A 3,939-nucleotide genomic window follows, 5' to 3' on the forward strand; every position below is an offset into this window, starting at 1 on the left:
CATCAGGAGAGGGCCTTGTCCCACTTCTCGGCGAGGGTGGCCTTGGCCTTGTCGAGTTCCTCGGAGGCCGGGAAGGCCGGGGTGCCCTGGACCTGCGGCAGCTTGGCGACGGCGGCCTTGTCGGCGGTGCCGTCCTGGGTCATGCCGGGGAGCAGGACCGGGCGGGCGTATCCCTTGAGCCAGAGGTTCTGGCCCTCGGCGCTGTAGAGGAACTCCAGCCACAGACGGGCGGCCGCCGGGTGCGGGGCCTCCTTGTTGATGGCCTGCGAGTAGTACTGGGCGTAGACGCCGTCGGTGGGGACTGCGACCTTCCAGTCGACGCCCTTGCCCTTGAACTGGTCGGCGTAGCCGGCGTTCAGATAGTCCCAGTCGATGGATATGGGCGTCTCGCCCTTCTCGACGGTGGCCGGGGTGGACTCGACCGGGATGAAGTTCCCGCTCTTCTTCAGCTGTCCGAAGAAGTCGATGCCGGGCTGGATGTCGGCGAAGGAGCCCTTGCCTGCGAGGGCGGCCGCGTAGACGCCGCCGAAGGCCGAACCGGACTTGGTGGGGTTGCCGTTGAGGGCGACCTTGCCCTTGTACTCGGGCTTGAGGAGATCGGCGAAGGTCTGCGGGCAGGTGGGGATGCGGGCGGCGTCGCAGCCGATGGAGATGTAGCCGCCGTAGTCGTTGGTCCAGCGGCCGTCCGCGTCCTTCTGGCCGGCGGGGATCTTGTCCCAGGCAGTGACCTTGTACGCGGCGAAGAGGTTCTCGGCCGCACCGCTGCGGGCGAAGGCGATACCGAGGTCCAGGACGTCGGGGGCGCGCTTCTGCCCCTTGCGGGACTTGACGGCGGCGATCTCGTCGGAGCTGGAGGCGTCCGGGTTCTCGCTGTTCACCTTGATCTTGTACTTGGCCTCGAAGGCCTTGATGATCTCGCCGTAGTTCGCCCAGTCCGGCGGCAGCGCGATCACGTTGAGCTCGCCCTCCTTCTGCGCGGCGGCGGCGAGAGCCTCCAAGGAACCGAAGTCGGCGACCGAGGTCGCGGCGCCCGGCTGCACGCCGTTCTTGGCGCCGTCGGCGCCGCCGGACTTCGGGTCAGGGGCGGCACCACACGCGCTGAGCGTGGTGAGTACGGCGGCGCTGAGCAGAACGGCCGCACCGCGACGGGCGGAGGAACTGAGCACGGTCTCTCCCGGAGACGAAGGTGGGTTCACTTGTCTGAACAAGTTGGCTCCAGTTCGCCCGGGCCCCCTGTACGGACGGTGAACGGGGCCCGTCTCCGGGAGCACAGCTCGAAGAAGAGAGAAGAATGACCGGAAGAAGCCGTGACAGAGCCTGTTGGAAGGATCATGGGAGACCGGTGCACAGCGATTCCGGCACGGCACCGCCGGCACACGGCGATCAGGGGGCGAAGGGCATGAGTACGAGCGCGGGCACGGCCAGATACCTGGAGATCGCCGAGGCGCTGCGGAGGGAGATCCTCTCGGGCGAGCTCCCGGTGGGGGCGCGCCTGCCCTCGGAGAGCGACCTGGCGGCGCACTGGTCCGCATCGCGCGGGACGGTCCGCCAGGCGGTCGCCACCCTCGCCGCGGAGGGGCTGATCGGCTCCCGCCAAGGCGCGCGGCGCATCGTCCTGCGCCGGGAGCGCCGGCACAGCTTCGGCGAACTGAACAGCTTCGCCCAGTGGGCCGAGGGCCTCGGGCACCGGGCCGCCAGCCGCTTCCTGTCCCGCACCCGCAGACCCGCCACGGCCGAGGAGGCGGACCGGCTCGTGCTGGCCCCCGGGACGGAGATCCTGGCCGTATTGCGGCTGCGGCTGCTCGACGGGGAGCCCACCATGGTGGAGCGGACCGCCTACGCCGACTGGGTCGCGGCGGCCGTCGAGGCGCTGCCGGTGAACTGCCGCTCCGTCATGGACAGCCTGGCGGAGGGTTGGGGGGTCACCGCTCACTACGGCGAGCACCTCATCGACGCGCTTCCGGCCGGCAGCGAGGACGCCCGGCTGCTCCGGATCCGGCGCGGTGGCCCGCTGCTGCGTCAGCGGCACGTCTCCGCGACGGCCACCGGCCGCCCGATCGAGTGGTCCGACGACCGGTACCGGGCCGGCAGCGTGACCTTCAGTGTGAGCAACTCAGCGGTGGCGACTCCCTTGGAGCGGCGCGTCGGAGGCCGGTGACCGCGCCGGCCGGACGGGCGCGGGGTCTCGGCGCTGGCCCCGGGCAGCCAGTCGGCGACCTGGCCGAAGCCGAACCCCGGGGATGGCGTCCCGACGGCGCCTCCGAGGCGTGCGAGGGCTGGACCTCCTGCGACGCCACCGTCGCGGCGCGGTGGCCTGAACTCCCCGTGAACTGCGGCTGACGCCCCGCCCCCGGCCCGTCCCCGGTGAATTCGTCACTTCCCCGGGCCGGGGGTCGTTAGGGCCTGGGGGTTGACTCGGGGGCGAAGGGATGACGGAATGCGGCAGTTTCCTCTGGAGATGCACCACATGGCACCGGGCCGGGTGGTCGAGTGGCGGCTCACGTCCACGGCGGCGGAGGCCGCCGGCAGGGGTGACCCGGTGGGCAGGAGGGCGTCCTTCAACCAGGACAAGCACTTCACCGTCGCCGAGGAGAGCAGGGCCGCCGACGACCCGGTCGCGTCCTGGGTCGCGGTGACCTTCGAAGTGGCCGGCCCGCTGGACGAGCAGGCCCTGGCGCAGGCCCTGCTTTCCTTCGTGCAGCGGCACGAGGTCCTGCGGTGTGCGTTCCGCCGCCTGGCGGGCGAGGTGGCCTGTGAGCCGTTCGACCCCGCCGCACTGGCCCTCGAACCCCAGCAGGTGGGCACCTTCGCGACCTCCGGCCTGCTGCGCGAGTTCCTCGTGGAACGGTTCAAGCGGAGCATCGACACGCTCTCCTGGCCGCTGTTCATCATGGGTGCGGTGGAGCGCGAAGACTCCGCGACGGTCTACCTCGCCTTCGACCACATCGTCTGCGACGGCATGTCGATGCCGATCGTGGCCCGCGAGGTGTCGACCGGCTACGAGGGCCTCTGCCGCGGCGAGAGCGTCGAACTGCCGCCCGCCCCCAGCTACCTCGACTTCGCCGAGGAGCAGCGCCGGCGCTATCTGTCCATCGATGCCCGCGACGAACGCCTGGACTACTGGAAGGCGTTCATGGGGGAGGCCGGCGAGTTCTTCCCGCGTTTCCCCCTCGATCTGAGTGTCGAGCCGGGCCACATGTACCCGATCGTCAACGAGGCCTCCACCCTCCTGGACGCCGCCGAGGCCGAGGTGTTCGAGAAGACGTGTCTGGCGGTCGACGGCAAGCCGTTCATGGGGGTGCTCGCCTCGGTCGCCGTCTGCCTGCGCGAGGCCGGCGGCCCGGGCGTCTACCGCGGCCTCATGCCGGTCAGTGAGCGCGGCCGGGACACCTGGGCGCATTCGGTGGGCTGGTTCGTCAACACCCTGCCCATCGAGTTCGACGCCTCGCCCGGCCGGGACTTCGCCCAGGTCATGGCCTCGGTCCGGGCCGGGTTCGGCGAGATGATGAGCCATCTCGACGTGCCGTTCGTGCGGGCGTGGGAGCTGCTGGCACCCGAGGAGTTCGCCGCCCGCGCATGGCCGTACCCGGTGAACTTCTTCTCGTACATCGACATGCGCAAGTGCCCCGGGGCGGAGCGCCACGGCGACTGGCGGCCCACCACCCATGTGTGGTCGGCGCGCGCCAACGGGGTCTGTTCGTGGTTCCAGCGGGACGCGGACGGGCTGCACATGAACTCCCTCTACGTCGACACCCCGGCGGCCCGCCGGACGCTGGGCGACTTCCAGGAGGCGCTGCGCCTCACCGTGCAGGAGATCGCCCGGTCCGGCGGATTCCGCCGGCCCATCGCCCTGACCGCGCCGCGGCGGTCCGTACGGACCCCGCTGGACGTGGCCGCGTTCGCCCGCCGGGGCTGAGCCGCGGCCCGGGGGGTGCAGGC

The 3,939-nt window shown here is 71.1% G+C and carries 3 protein-coding genes; 2 read left to right on the forward strand and 1 reads right to left on the reverse strand.

Going from position 1 to position 3,939, the window contains the following annotated elements; all coding sequences use genetic code 11:
• Positions 1–2 precede the first annotated feature (2 nt).
• Positions 3–1,166, reverse strand: coding sequence for an ABC transporter substrate-binding protein (locus ACWGIU_RS31965; RefSeq protein ID WP_453711603.1), 1,164 nt, complete (start codon positions 1,164–1,166; stop codon positions 3–5).
• Between the two features lie 233 nt (positions 1,167–1,399).
• On the opposite strand from ACWGIU_RS31965, the gene ACWGIU_RS31970 reads away from it, so the two are divergent.
• Both ACWGIU_RS31970 and ACWGIU_RS31975 read left to right on the forward strand, forming a co-directional pair.
• On the forward strand, positions 1,400–2,158 hold the full coding sequence (locus ACWGIU_RS31970; protein ID WP_453711604.1) for a GntR family transcriptional regulator: 759 nt from the start codon (positions 1,400–1,402) through the stop codon (positions 2,156–2,158).
• A 279-nt stretch (positions 2,159–2,437) separates the two neighbouring features.
• Positions 2,438–3,916, forward strand: coding sequence for a condensation domain-containing protein (locus tag ACWGIU_RS31975; RefSeq protein ID WP_453711605.1), 1,479 nt, complete (start codon positions 2,438–2,440; stop codon positions 3,914–3,916).
• The last annotated feature ends 23 nt before the right edge of the window (positions 3,917–3,939 follow it).

The organism is Streptomyces sp. NPDC054840 (assembly GCF_053611065.1).